Source organism: Achromobacter dolens (assembly GCF_902859745.1).
Taxonomy (GTDB): domain Bacteria; phylum Pseudomonadota; class Gammaproteobacteria; order Burkholderiales; family Burkholderiaceae_B; genus Achromobacter; species Achromobacter dolens.
In genome coordinates, this window is record NZ_CADIJW010000016.1 from 85,458 (window position 1) to 111,785 (window position 26,328).

Genomic DNA, 26,328 nt, shown 5'->3' on the forward strand with positions numbered 1-26,328 from the left:
TGAAAAGTCCGAAATGCGGGGAAGAAGGGCTGGGATCAAGCGTACATCAAACCGGCCCCGTTTCTTTTGAAGCACTGTTACATAAATTCACGGGTATACCCTTAGTATGAAAATGAATTTTCTTATCTAAAATTTGCGTGTAAACAGATTTACACAAACCTTCGCTACGTTTCCCCCCTCTTTCTCGATGAACAAGGCCGCACTCACGATCGCTGATCGGATCGCCCGGGCCCAGCCCGCGCTGAGCCGCACGCAGCACAAGATGGCCGAGTACGTCCTGGCGCACCAGTTCCGCGTCGCCACGATGACCATCGACGAATTCGCGACGGCGGCGGGCGTGTCGGTCGCCACCGCCAACCGTTTCGCGCGCGCCCTGGACCTGCCCGGTTACCCGCAATTCCGCGCCGAACTGGCACGCGGTTTCGAGGCGGCGCTGGAGCCGGTCGAAAAATTGCGCACCGAACTCGCGCACTCGGCCAGCGCGGTGCAGATCTTTGCCGCGACCCTCGAAGAAGACATCCGCAACGCCCAGCGCAACCTGCAGAGCCTGGATGCCGCCGCCTGTGAGCAGGCGGTCGATGCCATCCTGGCCGCCGACCGCGTCTTCATCATCGGTTTTGGCGCCAGCGGCTTCCTGGCCGGCATGCTGCAGCGTGGCCTGTGCATGCACCTGCATTCGGTCGAATCGCTGGCCGGCCCGGGCGGCGTATCGCACGCGGCGCGTCAGATGTCGCGCATGACCAGCAAGGATCTGGTCATCGCCATCGGCTTTCCGCGCTATCTGGCAGACACCGTGACCCTGGCGGGCGCCGCCAAGCAGGCCGGCGTGCCGGTGCTGGTGCTGACCGACAAGCCCACCTCGCCGCTGGCGCCGACCGCGTCGGTGGTGCTGTACGCGGTGTCCACGCGCCAACTGATTCCCAATTCCGAAACCGCCGCGCTGGGCCTGATCGAAGCCCTTTCGGCGGCGGTGGCCTATCGGGCCAAGAATTCCGTCGCGGCCGCCGCTGGGGTGACCCAGTCCGTGATGCCGTGGCTCATCCATGGAGTAGGTAAACGATGATTCAACCCGTGATCGCGATTCACGGTGGCGCCGGCGCGATGTCCCGCGCGGCCATGTCGCCCGAGAAAGAGCAGGAATACCTGAGCGCCCTCGAATCCATCCTGACGGCCGGCCAGGCCGTGCTGGCCCGTGGCGGCAGCGCGCTGGACGCCGTCACCGAAGCCGTGCGCCTCCTGGAAGATTGCCCGCTGTTCAACGCCGGCCATGGCGCCGTGTTCACCAGCGCCGGCACCCATGAACTGGACGCCGCCATCATGGACGGCGCCACGCTGCGTTCGGGCGCCATCGCCAATGTCAACTGCGTGCGCAACCCGGTGTTCGCCGCGCGCAAGGTCATGGAAACCAGCAAGCACGTGTTGTTCGTGGGCGAGGGCGCCGAAGCCTTCGCCAAGGACGCCGGCCTGGAAATCGTCGACCCCTCGTATTTCTCCACCGAGGCGCGCCGCGAGCAATTGCTGCGCGTGCAGCGCGAAACGCCGGAAGCGGCGGTGCTGGACCACGACGGCCAGGCCATGGTCGCGCGCGGCCAGCCGGCGCCGGCCGATCCGCTCGATTCCGACAAGAAGTTCGGCACCGTGGGCGCCGTGGCCGTGGACGCGCAGGGCAACCTGGCCGCGGCCACCTCCACCGGCGGCATCACCAACAAGCAGGTCGGCCGCGTCGGCGACGCGCCGCTGATCGGCGCCGGCACCTACGCCAGCAACAAGACCTGCGCCGTGTCCACCACGGGCACGGGCGAGATGTTCATCCGCATGGTCGCCGCCTATGACGTGGCGGCCCAGATGGAATATTGCGGCGCCTCGCTGGAAACGGCGGCGGACCGCGTCGTGATGGAAAAACTGCCCACCATCGGCGGCAAGGGCGGCCTGGTGGCCGTTGACGCCCAGGGCAATGTGGCCTTGCCGTTCAACACGGAAGGCATGTACCGCGGTTACGCCCGCGTCGGTGAGAAGCCGGTCACCGCCATCTATCGCTGAGCGGCGACGGGCTTCGTTTTTGTCAGTTTTAGGGATTACTAGAGATATGGTTGATCGCGCAAACAGCCTGGCGCTGCCGGATAACCGCGTGGTCCAGGTCGACGACCTGACGGTGCGCTTCGTGGGTTCGGAGCGCACGGTCGAAGCCGTGCGCAACCTGTCGTTCCATGTGGACCGGGGCGAGACCCTGGCCATCGTGGGCGAATCGGGGTCGGGCAAGTCGGTGACGTCGCTGGCGCTGATGCGCCTGGTGGAGCACGGCGGCGGCCGCATCGCCCAGGGCAGCATGGCCCTGCGCCGGCGCAACGGTTCCGTGATCGACCTGGTCAACGCCAATCAGCGCGCCATGCGCAACGTGCGCGGCGCCGACATGGCCATGATCTTCCAGGAGCCGATGACGTCCCTGAACCCGGTGTTCACGGCCGGCGACCAGATCGCCGAGTCGATCCGCGAGCACCAGGGCATGGACGCCGCGGCCGCGCGCGCCGAAGCCCTGCGCATGCTGGAACAGGTGCGCATTCCGGAAGCCAAGTCGGTGCTGGACCGCTACCCGCACCAGTTGTCGGGCGGCATGCGCCAGCGCGTCATGATCGCCATGGCGCTGGCCTGCAAGCCGGCGCTGCTGATCGCCGACGAACCCACCACCGCGCTGGACGTCACCATCCAGGCGCAGATCCTGCAACTGATCCGCCAGTTGCAGGAAGAAATGCACATGGGCGTGGTGTTCATCACCCACGACATGGGCGTGGTCGCCGAAGTGGCCGACCGCGTGCTGGTTATGTACCGCGGCGACAAGGTCGAGGAAGGCCCGTCGGCGTCGGTGTTCGCCACGCCCCAGCATGCCTATACCAAGGCGCTGCTGTCGGCCGTGCCGAAGCTGGGCGCGATGCAGGGCACCGACCTGCCGGCGCGTTTCCCGCTGCTGCAGGTGGACGGCAAGGCGCAGCCGGTGGCCGAACCCGGCGCCACCAGCACCCAGGAAGTGCCGGCCGCGCGCCGCGAGCCGATCCTGAGCGTGCGCGACCTGGTGACGCGCTTCGACCTGCGCGGCGGCATACTGAGCCGCGTGCAGCGCCGCGTGCACGCCGTGGAGAAGGTCAGCTTCGACCTGTACCCCGGCGAGACGCTGTCGCTGGTGGGCGAATCCGGTTGCGGCAAATCCACCACCGGCCGCTCGCTGCTGCGCCTGGTGGACAGCCAGGGCGGCGAGATCCGCTTCGGCGGGCGCGACATCGTGCGCCTGAAGACTTCCGAACTGCAAGCCTTGCGCCGCGACATCCAGTTCGTGTTCCAGGATCCGTTCGCCTCGCTTGATCCGCGCGTCACCGTCGGTTTCTCGATCATGGAACCGCTGCTGGTGCACGGCGTGGCCAAGGGCAAAGAGGCCGAACAGCGCGTGGCAGAACTGCTCGAGCGCGTCGGCCTGCCGCCCGAAATGGCGCAGCGCTACCCGCATGAATTCTCCGGCGGCCAGCGCCAGCGCATCTGTATCGCGCGCGCCCTGGCCCTGAACCCCAAGGTCGTGATCGCGGACGAATCGGTGTCGGCGCTGGATGTGTCGATCCAGGCGCAGATCGTCAATCTGCTGATCGACCTGCAGCGCGACATGGGCATTTCGTTCCTGTTCATTTCCCACGACATGGCCGTGGTCGAGCGCGTCAGCCATCGCGTGGCGGTCATGTACCTGGGGCAGATTGTCGAGATCGGTCCGCGCCGGGCCATCTTTGAGAACCCGCAGCACCCCTATACCAAGAAGCTCATGGCCGCCGTGCCGATCGCCGATCCGGCGCGCCGCCACATGAAACGCACCTTGCTGTCCGATGAAATTCCCAGCCCGATCCGCAAGCTCGGCGACGAGCCGGTGGTGCAACCGCTGGTGCAGGTAGGAACCGATCACTTTGTCGCCCGCCACGCGGTCGGCGGAGCGTATTGAGTCAGTTGTCGTACTTGTTTTTCTTCCACCAAACCCCCTAATTCCGCACAGGAACCAGGAGTTGCAATGATGAAAGTTCTGCGCCCCACCAAGCTGATGGCCGCCGCCGCGGTGGCCTTCGGCGTGCTCACCTCGCCGCTGGCGCATGCTGCCAAGGACGTGACGTTTGCCGTCTCCATCGCGCTGGAAACGCTCGACCCGTACAACACCAACAGCACGCTGAACCAGGCGGCCGGCAAGGCCTACTACGAAGGCCTGTTCGAGTTCGACAAGGACCTGAAGGTCCAGAAGGTCCTGGCCACCGACTACACCGTCAGCGAAGACGGCCTGGTGTACACCTTCAAGCTGCGCGATGGCGTCAAGTTCCATGACGGCACCCCGTTCAACGCCGAAGCCGTCAAGATCAACTTCGACCGTCCGGCCAACCCGGAAAACCGCCTGTCGCGCTACATCCAGTTCAGCGTCATCGAGAAGATCGAAGTGATCGACCCGCTGACCGTCAAGATCACGCTGAAGAAGCCGTTCTCGGCCTTCATCAACGCGCTGGCCCACCCGGCCGCCATGATGATCTCGCCGGCCGCCCTGGCCAAGTACGGCAAGGAAATCGGCTTCCACCCGGTTGGCACCGGCCCGTTCGAATTCGTCGAATGGAAGCCCGCCGAATACCTGAAGGTCAAGAAGTTCGACGGCTACTGGAAGAAGGGCTACCCCAAGGTCGACACCCTGACCTTCCGCACCGTGACCGACAACAACACCCGCGCCGCCGTGGTGCAGACGGGCGAAGCGCAATTCGCCTTCCCGGTGCCGTTCGAGCAGGCTGCCGTGCTGTCCAAGAACGACAAGCTGGACGTGGTCGACCACAAGAACTCGATCATGGCCCGCTACCTGTCGATGAACGTGCAGCAAAAGCCGTTCGACAACGTCAAGGTGCGTGAAGCCATCAACTACGCCATCAACAAGGAAGCCCTGGCCAAGGTCGCTTTCTCGGGCTACGCCACCGTCGTCGACGGCGTCGTGCCGACCGGCGTCGACTTCGCCCACAAGACCGGCCCGTGGCCGTACGACATCAAGAAGGCCAAGGCCCTGCTGGCCGAAGCCGGCTACCCCAATGGCTTCGAAAGCCAGCTCTGGTCCGCCTACAACGACGGCACCTCGGTGAAGGTGGTGCAGTTCCTGCAGCAGCAACTGGCGCAAGTCGGCATCAAGGTGTCGGTGGAAGTGCTGGAATCGGGCCAGCGCGTGCAGCGCGTGCAACAGGTGCAAAAGCCTGAAGACGCCAAGGTCCGCATGTACTACGCCGGCTGGTCGTCCTCGACCGGCGAAGCCGACTGGGGCCTGCGTCCGCTGCTGACCACCGCCGCGTTCCCGCCGGTGCTCAACAACGTGTCGTACTACTCGAACAAGTCGGTTGACGACGGCATCCAGCAAGCCCTGGCGACGACCGACCGCGCCAAGAAGACCGAGATCTACAAGACCGTTCAGGAAACCATCTGGAAGGACGCCCCGTGGGCCTTCCTGGTGACCCAGAACAACCTGTACGTCAAGTCGAAGAACCTGTCGGGCGTGTACGTGGAACCGGACACCTCGTTCTGGTTCGGCGACATCGACCTGAAGCAGTAAACCGGCGGTAACTCACGGGGCCGTTCGGCCCCTTGCAAGGCCACATACGGCGGGGACGCGGTGTCCCCGCCGATGTTGCAGGAATTTCAATGCTGACCTACATCGTCAAACGTCTTTTGGGCATGATCCCCACGCTGCTGCTGGTGGCCGTGGTCGTGTTCCTGTTTGTGCACATGCTTCCGGGCGACCCGGCGCGACTGGCCGCGGGCCAGGAGGCCGACCAGCAGACCGTCGAACTGGTGCGCAAGGAACTGGGGCTGGATCTGCCCCTGCCGCAGCAGTTCGTGCGCTACTTCAGCCACATGCTGCAAGGCGACCTCGGCACTTCGCTGCGCACCAAGCGTCCCGTCTCGACCGAAATCGCCGATCGCTTCATGCCCACGCTGTGGCTGACGATCGCCAGCATGGTCTGGTCCGTCACCTTCGGCATGATCATCGGCATCGTGTCGGCCGTGTGGCGCAACCGCTGGCCCGACCGCCTCGGCATGACGCTGGCGGTGTCCGGCATCTCGTTCCCCGCGTTCGCGCTGGGCATGATGCTGATGCAGATCTTTTCCGTGAACCTGGGCTGGCTGCCGACCGTGGGCGCCTCCAGTTGGAAACACTACATTCTTCCGTCCATCACGCTGGGCGCGGCGGTGGCCGCGGTGATGGCGCGCTTTACCCGCGCTTCCTTCGTCGAAGTGGTGCAGGAAGACTTCGTGCGCACCGCCCGGGCCAAGGGCCTGAGCGAGCGTCGCGTGGTCATCAAGCACGCGCTGCGCAACGCGCTGATTCCGGTCGTCACCATGATGGGCCTGCAGTTCGGCTTCCTCCTGGGCGGCTCGATCGTGGTCGAGACGGTGTTCAACTGGCCCGGCCTCGGCCGCCTGCTGGTCGACGCCGTGACCCAACGCGACTATCCGGTGATCCAGGGCCTGGTGCTGCTGTTCTCGCTGGAATTCATCCTGATCAACCTGATTGTCGACGTGCTCTATGGCGTCATCAATCCCAGCATCCGTTACAAGTGAGGCGGCCATGAGCAATACGACACCCGCCGCAACCGTTGCCGCCGCCGTGCCCAAGAACGACGTGCGCACGCCCGCCACCGAGTTCTGGCGCAAGTTCAAGAAGCAGAAGCTGGCCGTGGGCGCCGGCGTCTTCGTCCTGCTGCTGGTCGTGGTGGCGATCCTGGCCCCCTGGATCGTGCCGTTCGACCCGGAGAACTTCTTCGACTACGACGCGCTCAACGCCGGTCCGTCCTGGACGCACTGGCTGGGCGTGGATTCGCTGGGCCGCGACATTTTCAGCCGCATCATCATGGGCGCGCGCATCTCGCTGGCCGCGGGCTTTTTGTCCGTCGCCATGGGCGCCATCGTCGGCACCTTCATGGGCCTGATGGCCGGCTACTACGAAGGTTGGTGGGAACGCATCACGATGCGCGTCTCCGACGTGCTGCTGGCGTTCCCCGGCATGCTGCTGGCCATCGGCGTGGTCGCGATCCTGGGCTCGAGCATGGTCAACGTGATCGTGGCCGTGGCCGTGTTCAGCGTGCCGGCGTTCGCCCGCCTGGTGCGCGGCAACACGCTGTCGATCAAGCAGATGACCTACGTCGAGGCGGTCAAGAGCGTGGGCGCGTCCGACTGGACCATCATCATGCGCCACATCCTGCCCGGCACGATCTCGCCGATCGTGGTGTACGGCACGATGCGCATCGGCACCTCGATCATCACCGCGGCCAGCCTGTCGTTCCTGGGCATGGGCGCTTCGCCCCCCACGCCGGAGTGGGGCGCGATGCTGAACGAGGCGCGCGCCGACATGGTGATCGCCCCGCACGTGGCGATCTTCCCGGCGCTGGCGATCTTCCTGACCGTGCTGGCGTTCAACCTGCTGGGCGACGGTCTGCGCGACGCGCTCGATCCCAAGATCGACCGCAAGTAACCGCCAAGCGGATGATGGCCGCCGCGTCGGTCGCCCCTCGGGGCTCGGCGCGTGTCATCGGTTCCCTTGCCGCCGCCCGCGTCCGGGCGCCCGCCTCGCGGCGCGCGCCACGGCCGCGCGGGACGGCGGCATTTTGCATTCTGGAGCGTGGCGACACGCAGCGACAAGCATGGACAAACAAGCGCTGGACCAACCCCGCATCGGCAAGCTGCAAGCCGGCGCGCTCGATTCGATCTGCGACGTGGGCGACATCACCGTTGGCCACAGCACGCTGGACGACGGCGCGCTGCAGACCGGCGTGACCGTGGTGCGCCCGCATGGCGGCAACCTGTTCCTGGACAAGGTGCCGGCCGCCGCCACGGTGCTGAACGGCTTTGGCAAGAGCACCGGCCTGGTCCAGGTGCAGGAACTGGGCGTGCTGGAAACGCCGATCGCGCTCACCAACACCTTCGGCGTGGGCACCGTGGCCAACGCCCAGATCCGCGCGGCGGTGGCGGCCACGCCCGAGATCGGCCGCGGCATGTCGACGGTCAATCCGCTGGTGTTCGAGTGCAACGACGGCTATCTGAATGACATCCAGGCCATGGCGGTGCAGGAATCGCACTACGTCCAGGCGCTGGCCGCCGCGGACAAGCGCATGGCACAGGGCGCGGTCGGCGCGGGCCGTGGCATGTCGTGCTTTTCCTTCAAGGGCGGCATCGGCTCGGCCTCGCGCGTGGCCGCGATCCAGCCTGGCCTGCGCTACACGGTCGGCGCGCTGGTGCTGGCCAATTTCGGCCGCCTGCCCAACCTGACCGTGGCCGGCCGGCCCTTCGGCCGGCGGCTGGCGGACCAGTTGGACCGAGGCCTGGCGCAGGCGGGCGAGAACGCCGCCATCGTGCCGGAAAAGGGCTCCATCATCCTGCTGGTGGCGACCGACGCGCCGCTGGACGCGCGCCAGTTGCGCCGCCTGTCGCTGCGCGCCGGCGCCGGCCTGGCCCGCACCGGCTCGGTGTTCGGCCATGGCAGCGGCGACATCGCGCTGGCGTTCTCCACCGCCTACACCGTGCCGCAACAGGCCGAGCGGCCGATGCCGGCCATCGCCATGCTGCACGAGACCCGCATCGATCCGCTGTTCGAGGCGGCGGCCGAGGCCTGCGAGCAGGCCATCATCGCCGCGCTGTGGCAGGCCGACGGCGTGTTGGGCCGCGATGGCCATCACCGCGCCGCCATCCGCGACGCCGCGCCCGACTGGCGCCAATGGCTGGCGGACACCGAATTCTGAATCCTACGAAGGCACTCTCCATGAAGATCCTGATTTCCACCGATATCGAAGGCGTCGCCGGCGTCTTCCACGCCGAACAAGTCCGCGCGGGCAACGGCGAATACGAGCGCGCCCGCGCCTGGATGACCGCCGAAGCCAACGCGGCCGTGCAGGGCGCCATCGCCGGCGGCGCCGAAGAGGTCCTGGTCAATGATTCGCACGGCGGCTTCCGCAACCTGCTGCCGGACGGCATCGACGAACGCGCCCGCCTGGTGCTGGGCAAGCCGCGCTACCTGGGCATGATGGGCGGCCTGGAAGAGGGCTGCGACGCCGTCTTCATGATCGGCTACCATTCGCGCTCGCAGGGGCGCGGCATCCTCGCGCACACCATCAACAGCTTCGCTTTCTCGCGCGTCTTCATCAATGGCATGGAGCTGGGCGAGGCCGGCCTGTACGGCGCGCTGGCCGGCGAAATGGGCGTGCCCGTCATCCTGGCCACCGGCGACGACGTGTTCATCGCCGAGACCACCGACCTGTTCCCCGGCGCGCAGTGGGTGCAGACCAAGGTGGCGCATGGCCAGGGCAGCGGCGTGACGCTGTCGCCGGCGGCCTCGCGCCGCGCGATCGCCGCCGCTGCCGAGACGGCCGTGCGCAACTTGAAGGGAACGACCCCCACGCCGCGCCCGCAAGGCGGGCTTGCTGCCCCCCAGGGGGGCGTTTCCACCTCGGGGCGGCCCAGCGGTGGAAAGGCGGTTCCGTTCCGCATCCCCGCCCCTATAGAATGCCGGTTGCAGACGCAGTCGTCGGCCCTGGCCGACCTGTTCTGCATGTGGCCCACGCTGGAGCGCGTGGACGGCGTGACGCTGCGGTTCACCACGGACAGCATGCAGGCCGCCATCCGCACGCTGAACAGCCTGGCCGCCATGTCCTTCATGTTGCGCTAAGGAAACCCATGTCCAGCACCGACACCCGTATCGCCCAACTGCGGCAGGCCATGCGCCGCCGCGGCCTGTCCGCCTATATCGTGCCGTCCTCGGATCCGCACCTGTCCGAATACCTGCCGGCGCGCTGGCAGGGCCGGCGCTGGCTGTCGGGCTTCACGGGGTCGGTGGGCACGCTGGTGGTGACCGCCGATTTCGCCGGCCTGTGGGTCGACAGCCGCTACTGGGTGCAGGCCGAGGCGCAACTGGCCGGCACCGGCGTGCAACTGATGAAGATCGCCGTCGCCACCACGCCGGGCCATGTGGACTGGCTGGCCGCCAACACCCGCGCCGGCGATGTCATCGGCGTCGATGGGCAGGTGCTGGGCCTGGCCGCGTTCCGCGCGCTGTCGGTGGCCGCCGCCACGTCCGGCGCCACGCTGGAGATCCGCGCCGACCTTCTGGACGATATCTGGACCGACCGGGCCGGCCTGCCGCCGGCCGCGATCTACGAACACGTGGCGCCGCAGGCCTGCGTCACGCGCGCCGACAAGCTGGCCCAGGTGCGCGCCGCCATGCGCGCCCATGGCGCCGACGTGCATTTCATCAGCACGCTCGACGACATCGCCTGGCTCTTCAACCTGCGCGGCGCCGATGTCGACTACAACCCGGTGTTCGTCGGCCATGCGCTGCTTGGCCTGGACCACGCCACGCTGTTCGTGGCCGACGGCAAGATCGACGCCGCGCTGCGCGCCACGCTGGCCGCCGATGGCGTCGAAGTGGCCGATTACGCCCAGGCCGCCGACGCGCTGGCCTCGCTCGAACTCGACCAGAAGCTGCTGATCGATCCGGCGCGCGTCACCTGTGGCGTGTTCCACGCGATGGACCCCGCCGTGCCCCGTGTCGAGGCCATCAATCCGTCCACGCTGCTCAAGTCGCGCAAGACCGACGCTGAACTGGCCAATGTGCGCCAGGCCATGGCGCAGGACGGGGCGGCGCTGTGCGAATTCTTCGCCTGGTTCGAGGGCGCGCTGGGCAACGAGCGCATCACCGAGCTGGCCATCGACGAACAGATCACCGCCGCTCGCGCCCGCCGCCCGGACTACGTCTGCCCCAGCTTCGCCACCATCGCCGGCTTCAACGCCAACGGCGCCATGCCGCACTATCGCGCCACGGCCGAATCGCACGCCACCATCGAAGGCGACGGCCTGCTGCTGATCGACTCCGGCGGCCAGTACCTGGGCGGCACCACCGACATCACCCGCGTGGTCGCGGTAGGCACGCCCAGCGCCGACCAGAAGGTCGATTTCACGCTGGTGCTCAAGGGCATGATCGCGCTGTCGCGCGCCTCGTTCCCGCGCGGCACGCCGTCGCCGATGCTGGACGCCATCGCGCGCGCCCCGATCTGGGAGGGCGGCGCCGAATACGGCCACGGCACCGGCCACGGCGTGGGCTACTTCCTGAACGTGCACGAAGGCCCGCAGGTCATCTCGTATCGCGCGGTTCCCGGTCCGCACACGGCCATGGAACCGGGCATGATCACGTCCAACGAACCGGGCATCTATCGTCCCGGCCGCTGGGGCGTGCGCATCGAGAACCTGGTGGCCAACCGCGCCTGGCTGACGTCCGAGCTGGGCGAGTTCCTGTGTTTCGAGACGCTGACGCTGTGCCCGATCGACACGCGCTGCATCGAACCGTCGCTGCTGCGCGCGGATGAAATCGCGTGGCTCAACGACTATCACAAGACCGTGTTCGAGCGCCTGTCGCCGCTGGTCGAGGGCGAAGCGCTGGCCTGGCTGGAACGCCGCACCGCGGCGATCTGACGGTCGCGTCCTGCAATGACAAAAGGCCCCGTCGGGGCCTTTTGTCATTGCGCTTGCGGCGTTGCGCCTTCGCGCGGCGCTCAGGCCGACGCGCTCTCCGGCGGCGTCTCGCGGCGGCGGTAGAGCAACCGGGCGCCAAGGTAGCAGCTCAGCGCCAGCAGCACGCTGTAGATCAGCACCGACACCACCGAGGTCGTGTATGACGCGGCTGTGCGTATCAACTGGCTCCAGGTCATGGACCAGATGATCAAAAGCGCCAGACCGATTCCCAGCACCTGGGTCAGCCAGAACGCGAAAGTGCCGTGGGCGATGGCGCGGCCCATGCCTGCCGCGCCCAGTGCTTGCGGCAGGCTGCGCAGGCAGACCCATGCGGCCAGCGCCAGCAGCAAAGCGGGCAGTATCCAATAGCCGATCGCGTATTCCAGCATGCCGGCCGATCCCGCATCGGGCATGAAGTACAGGCCGATCACCAGCGCGACGTGCAATTGCCACAGCAGCAGCGTCAGCGCGGCGATCCACGCGGCGTGGCGCCGCTGCAGGAACGGCGCCTGCGCTGCTACGGGGGTGACGCTCCAGGCCGCGATGCGCACCGCCAGCCAACTGCCCAGGATGGTGAGCAGGATGGCGCACAGCTTGGGCGGCAGGGCCATCAGGAGCATGCGGCGGACGCCGTAATAGCCGAAGGCCTCGTCCACCCATTCCTTGTGCCTCACGATGAGCGTGTAGAAACCGTGCTGCAGCAACGCCAGCCCGGTCGAGATCAGCACGAACAGCACCAGCGAGACCGCCAGCAGCACGGCCACCATCCTGCCCGGGCGGTCGACGTCGCCCGCGTTGTGCCGGCGCAGCCAGCGCTGCGTGGCTCCCCAGGTGGTCAGGCCGACCAGGATGCAGCCGGCGACGATGTTCACGACCGTGCTCGCCAGCATGTCGGGCCGGGCAAACGCCTCGCGCGTCAGCGCGGCCAGCGGTCCGGCGCTTATCAGGTAGAGCTGGACCAGGATGGCGCCCAGCAACTGCAGGCCGACGGCGGCGGTGGTCAGGCGCCTGGCCAGCGCGTTCGGGTGTGCGGTCGGAAGGTTCATCGCAGGGGCCTCGGGACAAGAAAATCGGGGACGACCATAGCATGATGGCCACCGTCACGGCATTTCGGTCTTGCGCGCGAGTGCAGCCAAATGTTACGCCTGGCTGCTAGGGGAAAACCCAGACAAGTTCCGCCTCCCGGCTATAATCCAAATTTCCCGCACGCGCCCGCTCGTCCCGGGCGCTTATTACGATGACCAAATACGTATTTGTCACCGGCGGAGTGGTGTCTTCCCTGGGCAAGGGCATCGCCGCTGCGTCGCTCGCCGCCATCCTCGAGTCGCGTGGTCTGCAGGTCACCATGCTCAAGCTCGACCCCTACATCAACGTCGATCCGGGCACCATGAGCCCGTTCCAGCATGGTGAAGTGTTCGTCACGGAAGACGGCGCCGAGACCGACCTGGACCTGGGCCACTACGAGCGTTTCGTCTCCGCCCGCATGCACAAGGTGAACAACTTCACCACCGGGCAGATCTACGAATCGGTGCTGCGCAAGGAGCGCCGGGGCGACTACCTGGGCAAGACCGTCCAGGTCATTCCGCACATCACCAACGAGATCCAGGACTTCATCGCCCGTGGCGCGGACGCAGCCTGGAACGGCAACACCGACGTCGCCATCGTCGAGATCGGCGGCACCGTGGGCGACATCGAATCGCTGCCCTTCCTGGAAGCCGCGCGCCAGATGAGCCTGCGCATGGGCCGCAACAATGCCGCCTTCGTGCACCTGACGCTGGTGCCGTTCATCGCGTCCGCCGGCGAACTCAAGACCAAGCCCACCCAGCACTCGGTGCAGAAGCTGCGCGAAATCGGCATCTACCCGAACGCGCTGCTGTGCCGCGCCGACCGTCCCATCCCGGACGACGAGCGCGCCAAGATCTCGATGTTCTCCAACGTCCCCCTGGATGCCGTCATCTCGGTGTGGGACGCCGACTCGATCTACAAGATCCCGGCCATGCTGCACAAGCAGGGCGTGGACAACATCGTCTGCGAAGCGCTGGGCCTGACCCCGCCGCCGGCCGACCTGTCCATGTGGGACAACCTGGTCGAGGCGCTCGAACACCCCGAACACCAGCTCACCATCGGCATGGTCGGCAAGTACGTCGACCTGACCGAATCGTACAAGTCGCTGACCGAAGCCCTGGTGCACGCCGGCATCCACACGCGCTCGAAGATCAACATCGAGTACATCGATTCCGAAGACATCGAAACCCGCGGCACCGACCAGCTCAAGCACCTGGACGCCATCCTGGTGCCGGGCGGCTTCGGCAAGCGCGGCACCGAGGGCAAGATCGCCGCCATCCGCTACGCCCGTGAAAACGGCGTGCCGTACCTGGGCATCTGCCTGGGCATGCAACTGGCCGTGATCGAATTCGCGCGCCACGTGGCCGGCCTGGGCGGCGCCAACAGCACCGAGTTCGATCCGTCGGCGCCGCATCCCGTGGTGGCCCTGATCACCGAATGGATGGACCGCGAAGGCAAGGTAGAGAAGCGCGACAACTCGTCCGACCTCGGCGGCACCATGCGCAAGGGCGCGCAGCGCGTGCCGATCAAGCCGGGCACCCGCGCCCAGTCGATCTACGGCGACGAAGTCAACGAACGCCATCGCCACCGCTACGAAGTCAACAACGTCTACGTGCCGCGCCTTGAAGAGGCCGGCATGGTGATCAGCGCGCGCACCCCGACGGAGAACCTGCCGGAAATCATGGAACTGCCCGACCACCCCTGGTTCGTCGGCGTCCAGTTCCACCCGGAGTTCACGTCCACCCCGCGTGACGGCCACCCGCTGTTCTCCAGCTACATCCGCGCCGCCATCGAGCAGAAGGCTCGCCGCGGCCAGGGGGCGTAATGGCGGTCGGCGGCACCGAGCCGCGCATCTGCGCCGCCCGGGCCGCCGGCCCCGTTCCCGCCGTCGCTCCTGGCGGACAATGCGCCGCGGCCTCGCGCCGCGGCGCTGCTTTCGGATACAACCACTTAGCATCGGACAGGCACGGCCCCGCCGTGTTGCGCGACACTGCCCGTGTCTCGCTGTCCGGCGCCGCGACCCCATCAATGCAACTGTCCTGAAGGAACCCCATGAGTGCCTATCTCATCGCCGACGTCACAGTGACCAAGCCCGCGCAGTACGAGGATTACAAGCGTCTGTCCACGCTCGCCATGCGCGCGTACGATGCCAAGATCCTGGTGCGCGGCGGCGAATCCCGGCACCTCGAGGGGCGTGAGCCCGGCCGCACCGTCGTCATGGAGTTTCCGTCCATGGCCGCGGCCCAGGCCTTCTACGACTCCTGGCAGTACCGACGCGCCCGCAATGCCCGTGAAGGCGCGGCCGTGATGAATATGTTTATCGTTCAGGGAATGTAAAGTCATGAGTGCAATCGTCGATATCATCGGCCGCGAGATTCTGGATTCGCGCGGCAACCCGACCGTCGAATGTGACGTGTTGCTGGAATCCGGCGCCATGGGCCGCGCGGCCGTGCCGTCGGGCGCGTCCACCGGCGCCCGCGAAGCCATCGAGCTGCGCGACGGCGACAAGGGCCGCTATCTCGGCAAGGGCGTGCTGCGCGCCGTCGAGAACCTCAATACCGAAATCTCGGAAGCGCTGATGGGCCTGGACGCCCAGGAGCAGACCTTCGTCGATCGCACCCTGATCGAACTGGACGGCACCGAGTCCAAGGAACGCCTGGGCGCCAACGCCATCCTGGCCGCCTCCATGGCCGTGGCGCGCGCCGCCGCCGACGAGTCCGGCCTGTCGCTGTACCGCTACTTCGGCGGCAGCGGCCCCATGAGCATGCCCGTGCCGATGATGAACGTCATCAACGGCGGCGCGCACGCCAACAACACCCTCGACCTGCAGGAACTGATGATCCTGCCGGTGGGCGCGGGCAGCTTCCGCGAAGCCCTGCGCTGGGGCGCCGAAGTCTTCCACATGCTCAAGAAGCTGATCCACGGCCAGGGCATGTCCACCGCGGTGGGCGACGAGGGCGGTTTCGCCCCCAACGTGGCCAGCCACGAAGCCGCCATCCAGTTGATCCTGAAGGCCATCACCGAAGCCGGCTACGAGCCGGGCACGCAGATCGCCCTGGGCCTGGACTGCGCCAGCTCCGAGTTCTACCGCGACGGCAAGTACACCCTGGCCGGCGAAGGCGGCATCTCGCTGTCCTCGCAGGAATTCACCAATCTGCTGGCGACCTGGTGCGACAAGTACCCGATCATCTCGATCGAAGACGGCATGGCCGAAAACGACTGGGAAGGCTGGAAGCTGCTGACCGACCAGCTCGGCAAGAAGGTGCAACTGGTGGGCGACGACCTGTTCGTCACCAACACCAAGATCCTGCGCGAAGGCATCCAGAAGGGCGTGGCCAACTCGATCCTCATCAAGATCAACCAGATCGGCACCCTGACCGAGACCTTCGCCGCCATCGAAATGGCCAAGCGCGCCGGCTACACCGCCGTCGTCTCGCACCGTTCGGGCGAAACCGAGGATTCGACCATCGCCGACATCGCCGTGGCCACCAACGCCATGCAGATCAAGACCGGCTCGCTGTCGCGTTCGGACCGCATGGCCAAGTACAACCAGTTGCTGCGCATCGAGGAAGAACTGGCCGAAGTCGCGTCGTACCCCGGCCTGGAAGCCTTCTACAACTTGCGTTAATGTAAGCGGGCCGCGGCACGCGCCGCGGCCTCGTTAGCGCCACGACTGCTGAGGGTTCCCGCGTATGCGCCTGTTGTTCCTGGTGCTGTTCGTGCTGGTAGGGCTGATCCAGTACCCGCTCTGGCTGGGTAAGGGCGGCTGGCTCAAGGTCTGGGACCTGCAACGCCAGGTGGCGGCGCAGCGCGAGACCAACGAAGGCCTGCGCGCGCGCAACGCGGCCCTGGAGGCCGAAGTCCGCGACCTGGAAAACGGGTCGGGCGCCATCGAGGAACGGGCCCGCGGTGAACTGGGCATGATGCGCGACGGCGAAGTCTTCGTGCACATCCTGCCGCAGAACACCCAGCCGCCCGCGGGCGGCGCGTCGCTGGCCACCGAGGCCGCCACCCGCCCGGCCGCTCCGGTGCGTGCGAGCGCGCCGGCCACGCCCGCCAGGCCGGCCCCGGCCGCCACTTCCGCCACGCGGCCGGCCAATGCCCGGCCCGCCAACGGCACCGCCACTCCCCAACGCTGATCCGCCACGCGTCCGGGCAATGCCCGGACCCGCCAACGGTCCCGTCATACTCCAGTGCTGATGTCCGCCCCACCCGGTCCGTTCACGGGCAGTGGAGGCCGCGGCACGCCCCGGCCACCATGCCGGGCGGATACGGCTGGGCGCCGCGCCAGTCCACGGGATGGCTGTGCATTTCCACCTCGAGTTCCATCCCGATCGGCGCGAGACCGATAGCCCGCGCCGCGGCCGCGTAGCTGCCGTCGGCTCCGGCCAATGCCGCCAGCAGTGGGCGCAATGGCGGCAGCAGGGGACGGTACAGATAGGTCAGCCGCAGCCTGAGCGTATTGGCCCGGAAGATGCTGCGGCTGTCCGGCAAGTCGGGCCGGCGCGCGTATTGCAGCGCCTGGTAGGCGTTGTCGATGGCCTGCAGGCCGGCGGGTGCATCGGTGCGCAGCCCCGGCCGGGCATGATCGCGGAAGGCCTGGGCGTCGGGCCGCAGGATCTCGATACGCCATGGGGACGCGCCTACTTGCCCGGCGATGCGCGCCTGGGCGTGGGCCTGACGGCGGCGGGCGCCGGCTTGGCCGCCGGCGCCGGCGTGCAGCGGCAGCAGGGCCTGCTGGAATGCCGCGCGGATGTGGACCGGATCGCCGTGGGTCGTGGCGCCGGCGCGGGCCGCCTGCAACAACGCCAGGTGGACGATCTGGCGTGTCAGTTGCCAGCGGACGGCCTCGACCGTGCCCAGCGCCAGCAGCAGCATCAGGGCGGCGATCAGGGTGAACTCGAGGGCGGCGGCGCCACGCTGCAGCGGGCGCGCGGCGCGGGAGCGCGAGGCGACAAAAAAGGCGGTCATGGCCGGCCAGTGTGGCGCGGGCATGACCGCCTGTCGATTCGTACAAGCCGAGGCAGGGACCCCGGCGCGGTTCAATGCACGGTGGGCGGCGCGTCGCCGTTGGCCGGCTGGCTGCCGGTGAACAGCGCGGCGCAATCGACCGCGTCGAAGACGTAGGGCTTGCCGCAGAAATCGCAGGCCACGTCGACCTGGCCGCGTTCGGCCAGGATGTCGTCGACTTCGGCCTGGCCCAGCGAGCGCAGCATGTTGGCCACGCGTTCGCGGGTGCACGGGCAGTGCCAGCGCACCGGCAGCGGATCGAACGCCACCAGCGTTTCTTCCCAGAACAGGCGGTGGATCAGGGTGTCGATCTCGGTGGTCAGCAGTTCGTCGCGCTTGAGCGTGGTGGCCAGCGCCGTGGCGCGGTCCCAGGTCTCGGTGGCAGCCTGTTCGCTGAGCGTCGTCGTGTCCGAGCCGCCGTGGTGGGGCAGGCGCTGGATCAGCATGCCGGCGGCATGGTCGGCGTCGGCGGCCAGCCAGAGACGGGTGTCGAGCTGCTCGGAGGCCTTCATGTAGTGCTGCAGGGCTTCGGCGACGGTTTCGCCTTCCAGCGGCACAATGCCCTGGTAGGCCTGCTGGCCGGGCACTTTGTGCTGGGGGTCCAGCACCACAATGAAGCGGCCATTGCCGCCCGGGTTCAGCAGACTTTGCATGTCGCCATCGGTCGGCACGTCATGTCCTTCGCGCACCTTGACGGTGGCGCGCAGGCTGAGGTCGGAGCGGCATTCCACCACCAGCAGGGCGATCGGGCCGTCGCCCTGGATCTGCAGCACCAGCGAGCCATCGAACTTGATGTTGGCGGCCAGCAGGGTGGAGGCCGCCACCAATTCGCCCAGCAGGTGGGTGATGGCGGGCGGGTAGTCGTGGTTGGCCTGGACGGCCTTCCAGGTATCCGTGAGGCGCACCGCTTGGACGCGGACGCTACGGTCTTCGAGGAGGTATTTCTTGAGCTGATCGGTCATGGAAGAATGTTAGCCGATCGGACGGCCGATTCCCCCTGTCGGCGGCAGGGGTGTCGGCGGTTGCCGGGGCGTCCCCGGCGGCGGGCTCAGGCCAGACGTTTCAGGGCCGTCTTGTAGTGTTGGCCGCGCGCCACGTAATGGGCGGTGTTCTTGTGCAGGTTGGCGATTTCCTCGTCCGACAGTTCGCGCACGATCTTGCCGATCCCGATGACCAGGGAATTGTCCGGAATCACCCGGTCTTCCGGGATGATGGCGCCGGCGCCGATCAGGCAGTTGCGGCCGATCACGGCATTGTTCAGCACGATGGCCTGCATGCCCACCAGCGCGCCTTCGTGGATGGTGCAGCCATGCAGCATGGCCTGGTGGCCCACGGTGACGTTCGGGCCGATGCTCATGGGACAGCCGGTATCCACGTGCAGCACGCTGCCTTCCTGGATATTGGTGCCCTGGCGGATCAGGATGGCGTCGTTGTCGCCGCGGATCGAGACGTGTGACCAGATGCTGACGCCGGCCTCCAGCGTGACGTTGCCGATGATGTCGGCGCTGTCGGCCACGTAGGCGGCCGAATCGATGCGGGGAATGAGGTCGTCGAGCTGGTAAATGGGCATGCCCTGTCTCCGGGTGCGGCGGCGGATCTCTGCGGACCCGCCCGCGTCATTGGGGCCTGGACGCCCGCGCGCGTTCTTCTTCGCGCTGGCGCAGGATGCGACGCTGGATTTTACCGGTGGTGGTCATGGGCAATTCTTCGACGAATTCGATTTCCTTCGGGTACTCGTAGGGCGCCAGGCGCTCGCGCACGTGTTCCTGCAGGTTCTCGATGATGTCGCCGCGGTCGCGCTGGGCGAATTCCGGCGTCAGCACCACATAGGCCTTGACCACCGTGCCGCGCTCGGCGTCCGGCTTGGGCACCACCGCGGCATTGGCCACGGCCGGGTGCCCGACCAGGCAGCTTTCGATCTCGCCGGGGCCGATGCGGTAACCGGACGACTTGAACACGTCGTCGGCGCGGCCGGCGTACCAGAGATAGCCGTCAGCGTCGATCCGGGCCAGGTCGCCCGTCAGGCACCAGTCGCCCTTGAACTTGGCCTGGGTGGCGGCTTCGTCGCGCCAGTAGCCCAGGAACAGGACCGGGTCGGGAAAACCGTGGATGTCGTAGCGATTCACGGCGATCTCGCCGGTTTCGCCAGGCGCCACCGGCTGGCCGGCGTCGTCCAGCACCGCGACCCGATGGCCGGGGTAGGGCCGGCCCATGCTGCCCGGTTTGGCCGGCCAGCGCTTCTGGCTGTTGCCGACCACGTAGTTCATCTCGGTCTGGCCGAACATCTCGTTGGGTGTCACGCCCAGCGCCGACTGGCACCATTCGAATACGGTCTCGCCGACGCTTTCGCCGGCGCTCATGATGGACCGCAGCGCCAACTGGTATTGACTGCGAGGCTCGGGCACCGCCTTCATCATCATCTTCAGCGCGGTCGGGAACAGGAAGGTGTTGGTGACCTGGTAGCGTTCCAGCAGCTCGAAGGCGCGCTCGACGGAGAAACGGCCGCGGGTGCCGACGATGGGATGACCGAAATACAGCGTCGGCAGCAGCGCGTCCATCATGCCGCCGGTCCAGGCCCAGTCGGCGGGCGACCAGAATACGTCGGCGGGCCGCGGAAACCAGTCCTGGGAAGCGACGAAACCCGGCAGGTTGCCGATCAGCGCGCTGTGCGGCAGCAGGGCGCCCTTGGGGGCGCCGGTGGTGCCGGAGGTATAGAGCAGGATGGCCGGATCCGACGAACGCGTCGGCACCGGCTTGAATTCACTGGGTTGGCGCGCCAGCAGGCTGCGCCAGGGCAGGACGCGCTCGTCGGCGAAACCGATGCCGATGATCTGTTGCAGGTTGGGGCAATTGTCGCTGACGGCCAGCAGGTTGGCGCTGGAAGCATGGTCGACGATGGCGACGCGGGTTTCCGAATCGCACAGGCGGCTCTGCAGGGCTTCGGGGCCGAACAGCGCCGACAGCGGCAGCACCACCGCGCCCACGCTGTAGATGGCCATGTGGGCCACCACGGTCTCCGGGCGTTGCCCCAAAACCACACCGACCCGGTCGCCACGGCCCACGCCCATCTTGACCAAGCCATTGGCCAACTGATTGGCGGCCTCGGCCAGCCGTGCATAGGTCCAGACCTCGCGGTTGCCGGCTTCATCTTCGTAGTAGATGGCGATGCGCCGCGCATCCGGACTACTGGATGCCCAGCGGTGGCAGCACGCTTCCGCTATGTTGAACTGGGTGGGAACCAGCCAGCGGAATGTTTGGTAGAGCACCTGATATTGGTCGTTCATGGCCCTATGTTGTGAGCATGTTGCAGCGTGAACGGGTCAGTTTTTGCCCGTTGCCCCAACTGCAAGCATGACCTAGAGGGCCGTGAACTGCAATATCCGCGTTGCGTAACGGGGACGTATAAGGGTTATCACGGGTGTTTGCCCTGGCGGCGCAGCGCCGACGGCAGCGCCGGCAGGGACAGCGAACGGGGTTTGCGCGGCGTCGGGTCGGCCTGGCGCCCGGCCTGGATCGCGGCCCAGTCCAGCAACTGCAACTGGCCGTCATGGGTCTCGGCCAGGGCCGACAGGCTTTCCACCCAGTCGCCGTCGTTGCAGTACAGGATGCCGCCCACGTCGCGCAGCTCGGCCTTGTGGATGTGGCCGCACACCACCCCGTCCAGGCCGCGGCGGCGGGCCTCGCCTGCCAGCGCTTCCTCGAAGTCGGTGATGAACGACACCGCGTTCTTGACCTTGTGCTTGAGGTACTGCGACAGTGACCAGTAATGCAGTCCCAGGCGGTGGCGCAGGCGGTTGAAATGATGGTTGATCCACAGCGCCAGTTGGTAGAGGCCGTCGCCCAGGTGCGCCAGCCAGCGGCTGTGCTGGATCACGCCGTCGAACTGGTCGCCGTGCAGCACCAGCAGGCGCAGGCCCTTGGCCGTCACGTGCACGTCTTCGTCCAGGATCTCGATGTCGCCAAAGGCGTAGCCGGCGAATTCGCGCGCGAATTCGTCATGGTTGCCGGGGATGAACACCACCCGGGTGCCGTTGCGGGCCTTGCGCAGGATGCGCTGGATCACGTCGTTATGGGCCCTGGGCCAGTGCCAGTGCTTGCGCAGTTGCCAACCGTCGACGATGTCGCCGACCAGGTACAGGGTGTCGGAATCGTTATGCTCGAGGAAATCCAGCAGGAATTCCGCCTTGCACCCGGCGGTGCCCAGGTGAATGTCGGAAATCCAGAGAGCGCGCCAGTGCGTGGGGCGGATTTCGTTCACGGTGCTGTCCATGGGGGCTGTCGTCATGCCTGGGAATGAAACCACCCCGCGATGACCGTGACATGAAAAAAAAGTGACGCTGTTGTGACGGCCGCCTCCGTTTCGGCGGCGGCGGCCGTCAAACAGGCGGGATCAGCCGCGCAGATGGCCCAGCATGTCGTGCACGTCGTGGGCCATGATGGCCAGTACGCAGACCAGGCCCAGGTAGGCGCAGGTATAGGTCAGCTTGCTTTCCAGCGTGGTGCCGTAATAGGCCTGGTTCTCGGGCAGCGTCGGGTCGTACTTGAAGGCCCGCAGCACGTTCGGAAAGGCCAGCACCGCCACCAGGATCAGGATCGGGCTGGGACGCCAGAAGAACAGGGCCACCAGCACCGGCACGCCCACCAGCCAGATGCGCGGCGACAGCACCGCGGTGATGCGGCCGCCGTCGAAAGGCGACAGCGGGATCAGGTTGAACAGGTTGATGAAAAAGCCCGCGTACGACAGCGCCAGCAGCAGGTCGCTGCCGGTGCTGCGCGCCGCGAAATAGCAGGCCAGCGACGCCACCGTGCCGGCCAGCGGCCCGCCGAGGCCCACATAGGCCTCGGTGTCGGCATCGTGCGGCATGTCCTTGAGCTGGATCCAGGCGCCGACGAACGGGATGAAGACGGGCGCACCCACGTCCAGCCCGCGCTGGCGCGCCGCGATGTAGTGGCCCAGTTCATGCACCAGCAGCAACAGCACGAAGCCGGCCGCGTAACGCCAGCCGAAGACGAAGGCGTAGACGGCCACCGACAGCAGCATGGTGCCGCCGGTGGCGAACAGCTTGCCGAATTTCAGGTATTTGATACCGGAAAACAGCAGCAGGAGCAGCTTCATTGCTCAGGGTTGCTGCTGTTCGGCCTTCTTGCCGCGGAAACGCTTCCACAGCCCGCCGCCCAGCGCCGCGGCGGCCAGGATGCCGACCTTGGCAAACTTGGCCAGGAACGCCGCGATCACGGCGAACAGGCCCAGCTTCTTGGCGGCGACGCCCGCGACCAGCGCGGCCAGCCCGTATTCGGCGACCTTGTCGGTGGACGAGTTGAAGTCGGCGTAGCGCTTGCCCTCGACGTACTTCAGGTTGTCCAGCAGCGTCAGCACCGCGGTCTTGTCCTTCGGCACCAGGTTCTTCTGCGTGATCAGGTCCAGCGTGATGTAGCCGTCGCGGCCCAGCGCATAGGTGTTGTAGTTGACGGTGGGGTTGTCGTTGGCCGTCTCGCCCTTGTGCTTGACGGCGACCGACCAGACCAGGCGCTGGGTGTTGCTGTCGTACTTGGGCGCCTCGACCCAGCCGTCCATCACCAGTTCGGGAAAGCCGCGCTTCTTGCGTTCGACGTTGGATTCCTCGGTGCCGTCGCGCAGGCTGTCCAGCAGCTCGTTGACGTTCCAGTTCTTGGCGTCATCGTCCTTGATGTAGCCGGCCTTGTCGAAGTTGATGGTGATGACCCAGTCGTCATCGTCGCTCTTGGGCATGACCACGCCCAAGAGCGAGGGGTCCTTGCCATTGCCGTAGGCTGCCATCAGGCGGTCGGCCTGGAGGCGCGGCACGAAGAACATGGATTCCGGCAGGTGCACCACGGCCTGGTCGCCCAGCTTCACATCCGCCGGGCCTTCCTGGGCGGCCGCGTAGGCCGCTTTCATCGCGGCTTCGATCTCCTGTTGCGCGGCGGCATTCTGGGCCGAGGCGCCGAACGGCAGGAACAGGAGGGCGCTGGCGGCGGCCAGCGACAGGCGGGAAAGGAATGCGCGCATGATTGGTTATTGGAGCGTCTATGAAAGGGGCCCCATTGTCTTTGCGCGCGACTTTCAACTTTCTGAAAGGCTCCGCCTAATTCGCCGCATGATTTTGCCAGTTGTAAGCAGGTATGTTCAGCGTGTGGTCAGGCACCTGACTCAATGCTTGCTCACCGGGTCTTCTTGCGCTGCGGCGCATTGCGCAGGCGCGTGCCTAGCAGGCGGTCATGCAGAAACTGGCCGTCGGGATCGAACCACGACCAGACGAAGATCGTGAACGGCGCGGCCACGATGAACATGTCCATCGAAGGCCAGCCGGTGGCGCTGGCGGCGGCCCAAACCACGGCGGCGCCGGCCAGCACCAGGGGCCAGGCCAGCACATAGCGCAGGATCAGGCGGGCAGTGGAGGGCGGATTGCCGTCGCGATCGACCAGGCGGATGTTCCAGGTCTTCATCGGCAGCGTCTGGCCGCGGCGGCGCCAGCACAGCACGAAGTAGGCGCCGATTGCCACGAACAGCCAGGCCTGGCGGACGGGCCGCAATTCCAGGGCGTTGCGGCTCTGGGTCAGGGTGTCCATCAGATAACCCGCCAGGAAGACCACGCCGAACAGCAGCACGGCTTCGTACATCATGCAGGCGAACCGGCGCAGCCGGTTGGGGGTCTGGTCGAGGGAGGCGTCGGTCATGGGCCGGTATTATCCGACAAAGCCACCGCCCAGTGGGTTGACGATTTCCCGGTGCCGGCCATAAAAAAAACCCGCCGGTAAGGGCGGGTCTATAAAAGGGGCTATGCAGCCCCCAAGGGGAAATCGTTCAGGCCCGAAGGCCTGGGTCCTGCTCAGGCGGCGGAGTGCGCGTTCTTGGCGCTCGTCTTGCCAGCCAGGGCACGGACGCCGTGGGCCAGCTTACGCAGGCCCGCGGCCAACGCACGCATCGGGTGCGGGCGGAACTGTTCTTCAATGGCCTGGAGCATCAGTTGACGCTCGAGTTCGTCGGTCAGGCGGATGGTGTTGTTCGGGTTGATCACAATAGCCTCCACGGGCTTGCACTGTTGTTTAGCTACTAGGGATAACCCGAATTATAGGGTTAACCCTGAAACTGTGCAAGCACCTGGTGCGCATTGGCAACACCCTGGTGCTGATGATGCCCCAAATCGGCGCTGCGGGGCACCATAAGCAAAGATACGGGCGCGATGTTGCGGCGCTTTTACAACGCGCGGGCCGTGGAAAAAGGATGACGCCCCGGGGAAGAACCGCCCCGGGGGTGGCGGGGATGACGTCAGGCGTCGCGGTAGCCGGCCGCGACCAGTTCGAAGCCGAACAGGCGGCAGTCCAGCGCGCCGTTGTGCAGCGGCACGCGGCGCCTGGGCTTGAGGCGCATCTGGTTGGGCAGGGTCAGGTCGCTGGTGATGATGTGCAGTTGCCAGCCGGCGAAATTGCGCTTCAGGCACGTGGCCCAGTCGCGCCACAGGTCGGCATCCTGTTCGGTGGCCATGCGCTCGCCGTAGGGCGGGTTGGTGACGATCCAGCCATGATCCGCCGGCGCCTGTATTTCACGGGCGTCGCCCACCTCGAAGCGGATGGTGTCGGCGGTGAGCCAGGCGCGCTCGGCGTTGTTGCGGGCGAATTCGACCGCCTGTGGATCGAGGTCGTAGCCCACCAGCGGCGCGTCCAACTGCGGCAGGATGCGCGAACGCGCGTCGTCCTTCAGGTCGCGCCAGCGGTAGGCGTCGTGGCCGCGCAGGCGCTCGAAGCCGAACGGGCGCGAGATGCCGGGGGGCACGCCCAGGGCGATCCAGGCGGCTTCGATCAGGATGGTGCCCGAGCCGCAGAAAGGATCCAGCAACGGCGCGGCCGGGTCCCAGCCCGCCAGCGCCAGCATGCCGGCGGCAAGGTTCTCGCGCAGCGGCGCATCGCCCTTGTCCAGGCGCCAGCCGCGCTTGAACAGCGATTCACCCGAGGTGTCCAGGTACAGGGTGGCGGTGTGGCCGGTCAGGAACAGGTGTACGCGCGCGTCGGGGCGGACGGTGTCGATGCTGGGGCGTTCGCCTTCCAGCTCGCGCAGGCGGTCGCAGATGCCGTCCTTGGCGCGCAGGTTGCAGTACTGCAGGCTTTGCACCGGACTCTTGATCGCCGAGGTGTCCACGCGCAGAGTCTGTTCGGCGCCGAACCAGCGCTCCCAGGGCGTGTCGCGGGCCAGATCCAGGATGTCGTCTTCGTGCGAGATCTCGGCGTGCGCGACCTGCACCAGGATGCGGGTCGCCAGGCGCGAATACAGGTTGGCGCGCTGCACGCCCGCCCAATCGGCCGTGAAGGAACAGCCGGCGCGCCCGGCTTCGGCATCTTCGTAACCCAGGGCCTGCATCTCGGCCGTCAGTGCTTCCTCCAGGCCTTGGGGGCAGGGGGCGAACACCTTGAAGCGTTCGGCCTGGCGCGGTTCGCGCGGACGGCGTTCGCGCACCTCGACGGTCGGGGCGCGACGATGTGGCGCGTCGGCGCCGTGCGCCGGGCCGGCGTCGACCGGCGCCTCGTCGTCGTAATCGGGTTCCGGCGCGAATTCGGGCGCGGGGCCGTCGTCTTCGAACGGATCGTAGAAGCGGCCAGCGGGCGTGGCGGGGGCGACGTACTTGTCGTCCAGGCGCGGGGCGCGCTGCGGCGTACGGCCCGGTCGCGGCGCCGGCGCGGCATCGCGGCGCGGGCGGTCTC

The 26,328-nt window shown here is 66.9% G+C and carries 24 protein-coding genes; 13 read left to right on the forward strand and 11 right to left on the reverse strand.

Translation table 11 applies throughout. The features are described 5' to 3' along the window. Positions 1 to 187: 187 nt before the first annotated feature. The 9 genes from HV783_RS14225 (at position 188) to HV783_RS14265 (ending at position 11,499) form a co-directional block, all read left to right on the forward strand. The gene (locus tag HV783_RS14225) at positions 188 to 1,063 is read left to right on the forward strand and encodes a MurR/RpiR family transcriptional regulator (RefSeq protein WP_054501521.1); all 876 of its coding nucleotides are present in this window, start codon (positions 188 to 190) and stop codon (positions 1,061 to 1,063) included. Further along, positions 1,060 to 2,040, forward strand: coding sequence for an isoaspartyl peptidase/L-asparaginase family protein (locus HV783_RS14230; protein ID WP_054501520.1), 981 nt, complete (start codon positions 1,060 to 1,062; stop codon positions 2,038 to 2,040). The genes HV783_RS14225 and HV783_RS14230 overlap by 4 nt, the downstream gene beginning before the upstream one ends. A 46-nt stretch (positions 2,041 to 2,086) precedes the next feature. Further along, on the forward strand, positions 2,087 to 3,973 hold the full coding sequence (locus HV783_RS14235; RefSeq protein ID WP_064524437.1) for a dipeptide ABC transporter ATP-binding protein: 1,887 nt from the start codon (positions 2,087 to 2,089) through the stop codon (positions 3,971 to 3,973). Between the two features lie 66 nt (positions 3,974 to 4,039). Beyond that, positions 4,040 to 5,593, forward strand: a complete 1,554-nt coding sequence (gsiB, locus tag HV783_RS14240; RefSeq protein ID WP_054501518.1) for a glutathione ABC transporter substrate-binding protein GsiB — start codon at positions 4,040 to 4,042, stop codon at positions 5,591 to 5,593. An 89-nt stretch (positions 5,594 to 5,682) separates the two neighbouring features. Continuing rightward, positions 5,683 to 6,603: a glutathione ABC transporter permease GsiC gene (gene gsiC / locus HV783_RS14245; RefSeq protein WP_006389337.1), complete on the forward strand. Its 921-nt coding sequence runs from the start codon at positions 5,683 to 5,685 to the stop codon at positions 6,601 to 6,603. A gap of 7 nt (positions 6,604 to 6,610) precedes the next feature. Then, positions 6,611 to 7,513 carry a glutathione ABC transporter permease GsiD gene (gene gsiD, locus HV783_RS14250; protein ID WP_054501517.1) on the forward strand — a complete coding sequence of 301 codons (903 nt, stop codon included), beginning with the start codon at positions 6,611 to 6,613 and terminating at the stop codon, positions 7,511 to 7,513. Positions 7,514 to 7,682: 169 nt separating this feature from the next. Then, positions 7,683 to 8,777, forward strand: a complete 1,095-nt coding sequence (locus tag HV783_RS14255) for a DmpA family aminopeptidase (RefSeq protein WP_144654975.1) — start codon at positions 7,683 to 7,685, stop codon at positions 8,775 to 8,777. A gap of 20 nt (positions 8,778 to 8,797) precedes the next feature. After that, entirely contained in the window at positions 8,798 to 9,700 is a 903-nt protein-coding gene (locus HV783_RS14260; protein ID WP_054501515.1) for a M55 family metallopeptidase, read from the forward strand. Positions 9,701 to 9,708: 8 nt separating this feature from the next. Then, positions 9,709 to 11,499 carry an aminopeptidase P family protein gene (locus HV783_RS14265; protein WP_175189350.1) on the forward strand — a complete coding sequence of 597 codons (1,791 nt, stop codon included), beginning with the start codon at positions 9,709 to 9,711 and terminating at the stop codon, positions 11,497 to 11,499. 80 nt (positions 11,500 to 11,579) lie between these two features. On the opposite strand, the gene HV783_RS14270 is transcribed toward HV783_RS14265, so the two are convergent. Continuing rightward, positions 11,580 to 12,584, reverse strand: coding sequence for a hypothetical protein (locus HV783_RS14270; RefSeq protein ID WP_116792764.1), 1,005 nt, complete (start codon positions 12,582 to 12,584; stop codon positions 11,580 to 11,582). 191 nt (positions 12,585 to 12,775) lie between these two features. Here HV783_RS14270 and pyrG point away from each other — a divergent pair, with 191 nt between their 5' ends. The 4 genes from pyrG to ftsB all read left to right on the forward strand — a co-directional run bounded on the left by pyrG (position 12,776) and on the right by ftsB (position 16,742). Continuing rightward, positions 12,776 to 14,428 carry a CTP synthase gene (pyrG, locus tag HV783_RS14275; protein ID WP_054501512.1) on the forward strand — a complete coding sequence of 551 codons (1,653 nt, stop codon included), beginning with the start codon at positions 12,776 to 12,778 and terminating at the stop codon, positions 14,426 to 14,428. Positions 14,429 to 14,655: 227 nt separating this feature from the next. After that, positions 14,656 to 14,940, forward strand: coding sequence for a DUF1330 domain-containing protein (locus tag HV783_RS14280; RefSeq protein ID WP_006389344.1), 285 nt, complete (start codon positions 14,656 to 14,658; stop codon positions 14,938 to 14,940). A 4-nt stretch (positions 14,941 to 14,944) separates the two neighbouring features. Further along, complete coding sequence (gene eno / locus HV783_RS14285; RefSeq protein WP_006389345.1) at positions 14,945 to 16,231, forward strand: phosphopyruvate hydratase; 1,287 nt, start codon at positions 14,945 to 14,947, stop codon at positions 16,229 to 16,231. A 64-nt stretch (positions 16,232 to 16,295) separates the two neighbouring features. After that, positions 16,296 to 16,742, forward strand: coding sequence for a cell division protein FtsB (gene ftsB, locus HV783_RS14290; RefSeq protein ID WP_175189351.1), 447 nt, complete (start codon positions 16,296 to 16,298; stop codon positions 16,740 to 16,742). An 82-nt stretch (positions 16,743 to 16,824) separates the two neighbouring features. On the opposite strand, the gene HV783_RS14295 is transcribed toward ftsB, so the two are convergent. The 10 genes from HV783_RS14295 to HV783_RS14340 all read right to left on the reverse strand — a co-directional run bounded on the left by HV783_RS14295 (position 16,825) and on the right by HV783_RS14340 (position 26,260). Next, entirely contained in the window at positions 16,825 to 17,598 is a 774-nt protein-coding gene (locus HV783_RS14295; protein ID WP_240806393.1) for a TadE/TadG family type IV pilus assembly protein, read from the reverse strand. Positions 17,599 to 17,645: 47 nt separating this feature from the next. Continuing rightward, entirely contained in the window at positions 17,646 to 18,575 is a 930-nt protein-coding gene (gene hslO, locus HV783_RS14300) for an Hsp33 family molecular chaperone HslO (RefSeq protein WP_054501510.1), read from the reverse strand. 86 nt (positions 18,576 to 18,661) lie between these two features. Beyond that, the gene (locus HV783_RS14305) at positions 18,662 to 19,183 is read right to left on the reverse strand and encodes a gamma carbonic anhydrase family protein (protein WP_054501509.1); all 522 of its coding nucleotides are present in this window, start codon (positions 19,181 to 19,183) and stop codon (positions 18,662 to 18,664) included. A gap of 46 nt (positions 19,184 to 19,229) precedes the next feature. Beyond that, positions 19,230 to 20,897 (reverse strand): acetate--CoA ligase, encoded by a 1,668-nt coding sequence (locus HV783_RS14310; protein ID WP_054501508.1) that lies wholly within the window; start codon positions 20,895 to 20,897, stop codon positions 19,230 to 19,232. A 128-nt stretch (positions 20,898 to 21,025) separates the two neighbouring features. Continuing rightward, positions 21,026 to 21,898 (reverse strand): UDP-2,3-diacylglucosamine diphosphatase, encoded by an 873-nt coding sequence (locus HV783_RS14315; RefSeq protein ID WP_175189352.1) that lies wholly within the window; start codon positions 21,896 to 21,898, stop codon positions 21,026 to 21,028. A 105-nt stretch (positions 21,899 to 22,003) separates the two neighbouring features. Next, positions 22,004 to 22,729: a site-2 protease family protein gene (locus HV783_RS14320; RefSeq protein ID WP_054501507.1), complete on the reverse strand. Its 726-nt coding sequence runs from the start codon at positions 22,727 to 22,729 to the stop codon at positions 22,004 to 22,006. Positions 22,730 to 22,732: 3 nt separating this feature from the next. Next, positions 22,733 to 23,641, reverse strand: coding sequence for a DUF2167 domain-containing protein (locus tag HV783_RS14325; RefSeq protein ID WP_054501506.1), 909 nt, complete (start codon positions 23,639 to 23,641; stop codon positions 22,733 to 22,735). Between the two features lie 152 nt (positions 23,642 to 23,793). Beyond that, a complete protein-coding gene (locus tag HV783_RS14330; RefSeq protein WP_054501505.1) occupies positions 23,794 to 24,309 on the reverse strand; it encodes an RDD family protein in 516 nt (171 codons plus the stop codon). A gap of 152 nt (positions 24,310 to 24,461) precedes the next feature. After that, positions 24,462 to 24,650, reverse strand: coding sequence for a hypothetical protein (locus tag HV783_RS14335; RefSeq protein ID WP_006393542.1), 189 nt, complete (start codon positions 24,648 to 24,650; stop codon positions 24,462 to 24,464). 251 nt (positions 24,651 to 24,901) lie between these two features. After that, a complete protein-coding gene (locus tag HV783_RS14340) occupies positions 24,902 to 26,260 on the reverse strand; it encodes a THUMP domain-containing class I SAM-dependent RNA methyltransferase (protein WP_175189355.1) in 1,359 nt (452 codons plus the stop codon). Between the last annotated feature and the right edge of the window lie 68 nt (positions 26,261 to 26,328).

Bases quoted from the DNA above. Each gene is read 5' to 3' on its own strand.
- HV783_RS14225 (WP_054501521.1), top strand. From the start codon at position 188: ATGAACAAGGCCGCACTCACGATCGCTGATCGGATCGCCCGGGCCCAG.
- HV783_RS14230 (WP_054501520.1), top strand. From the start codon at position 1,060: ATGATTCAACCCGTGATCGCGATTCACGGTGGCGCCGGCGCGATGTCC.
- HV783_RS14235 (WP_064524437.1), top strand. From the start codon at position 2,087: ATGGTTGATCGCGCAAACAGCCTGGCGCTGCCGGATAACCGCGTGGTC.
- gsiB (WP_054501518.1), top strand. From the start codon at position 4,040: ATGATGAAAGTTCTGCGCCCCACCAAGCTGATGGCCGCCGCCGCGGTG.
- gsiC (WP_006389337.1), top strand. From the start codon at position 5,683: ATGCTGACCTACATCGTCAAACGTCTTTTGGGCATGATCCCCACGCTG.
- gsiD (WP_054501517.1), top strand. From the start codon at position 6,611: ATGAGCAATACGACACCCGCCGCAACCGTTGCCGCCGCCGTGCCCAAG.
- HV783_RS14255 (WP_144654975.1), top strand. From the start codon at position 7,683: ATGGACAAACAAGCGCTGGACCAACCCCGCATCGGCAAGCTGCAAGCC.
- HV783_RS14260 (WP_054501515.1), top strand. From the start codon at position 8,798: ATGAAGATCCTGATTTCCACCGATATCGAAGGCGTCGCCGGCGTCTTC.
- HV783_RS14265 (WP_175189350.1), top strand. From the start codon at position 9,709: ATGTCCAGCACCGACACCCGTATCGCCCAACTGCGGCAGGCCATGCGC.
- HV783_RS14270 (WP_116792764.1), bottom strand. From the start codon at position 12,584: ATGAACCTTCCGACCGCACACCCGAACGCGCTGGCCAGGCGCCTGACC.
- pyrG (WP_054501512.1), top strand. From the start codon at position 12,776: ATGACCAAATACGTATTTGTCACCGGCGGAGTGGTGTCTTCCCTGGGC.
- HV783_RS14280 (WP_006389344.1), top strand. From the start codon at position 14,656: ATGAGTGCCTATCTCATCGCCGACGTCACAGTGACCAAGCCCGCGCAG.
- eno (WP_006389345.1), top strand. From the start codon at position 14,945: ATGAGTGCAATCGTCGATATCATCGGCCGCGAGATTCTGGATTCGCGC.
- ftsB (WP_175189351.1), top strand. From the start codon at position 16,296: ATGCGCCTGTTGTTCCTGGTGCTGTTCGTGCTGGTAGGGCTGATCCAG.
- HV783_RS14295 (WP_240806393.1), bottom strand. From the start codon at position 17,598: ATGCCCGCGCCACACTGGCCGGCCATGACCGCCTTTTTTGTCGCCTCG.
- hslO (WP_054501510.1), bottom strand. From the start codon at position 18,575: ATGACCGATCAGCTCAAGAAATACCTCCTCGAAGACCGTAGCGTCCGC.
- HV783_RS14305 (WP_054501509.1), bottom strand. From the start codon at position 19,183: ATGCCCATTTACCAGCTCGACGACCTCATTCCCCGCATCGATTCGGCC.
- HV783_RS14310 (WP_054501508.1), bottom strand. From the start codon at position 20,897: ATGAACGACCAATATCAGGTGCTCTACCAAACATTCCGCTGGCTGGTT.
- HV783_RS14315 (WP_175189352.1), bottom strand. From the start codon at position 21,898: ATGACGACAGCCCCCATGGACAGCACCGTGAACGAAATCCGCCCCACG.
- HV783_RS14320 (WP_054501507.1), bottom strand. From the start codon at position 22,729: ATGAAGCTGCTCCTGCTGCTGTTTTCCGGTATCAAATACCTGAAATTC.
- HV783_RS14325 (WP_054501506.1), bottom strand. From the start codon at position 23,641: ATGCGCGCATTCCTTTCCCGCCTGTCGCTGGCCGCCGCCAGCGCCCTC.
- HV783_RS14330 (WP_054501505.1), bottom strand. From the start codon at position 24,309: ATGACCGACGCCTCCCTCGACCAGACCCCCAACCGGCTGCGCCGGTTC.